The organism is Pseudomonas sp. DE0010 (genome assembly GCF_007680745.1).
Taxonomy (GTDB): domain Bacteria; phylum Pseudomonadota; class Gammaproteobacteria; order Pseudomonadales; family Pseudomonadaceae; genus Aquipseudomonas; species Aquipseudomonas parafulva_B.
The window spans coordinates 1-377 of sequence record NZ_VEJQ01000075.1; the positions used below are offsets into that span (position 1 = coordinate 1).

Genomic DNA, 377 nt, shown 5'->3' on the forward strand with positions numbered 1-377 from the left:
GTAGCGCTCCAGGGTGCGCATCAGCCGCTCCGGCGCCACCACCGCCAGCTGCCGCCCGGTGAATTCCACCAGCCGGCGCAGGTCCAGCAGCTGATCCTCGGGCAAGAGCACCAGCAGCATGCCGACGCTGTCGCTCAGAAGCACCGTGTGTACCCGATTCGCCTGCGGCAGGCGCGTCGTCGCCGGGATCGGCCGATAGGCCAGGTTCAACTGGGCGAGCAACTGCTGGATCGAAGGGGGAACCTCAGGGAGGGGCGAAGCGAGCGCTACATCGGTCATGGCATTTTCTTCCTCACGTACGCCCTGGAGTATAACCATTCGGCTCCGTAGGTAGCGTCGTCTGTATAAGCTTTGTCAAACCTGGCCGTATTGCTGGC

The 377-nt window shown here is 63.7% G+C and carries 1 pseudogene; it reads right to left on the reverse strand.

The features are described from left to right. Nucleotides 1-318: pseudogene (locus tag FS767_RS22960) on the reverse strand (hypothetical protein); the annotation flags it as partial. Between the last annotated feature and the right edge of the window lie 59 nt (nucleotides 319-377).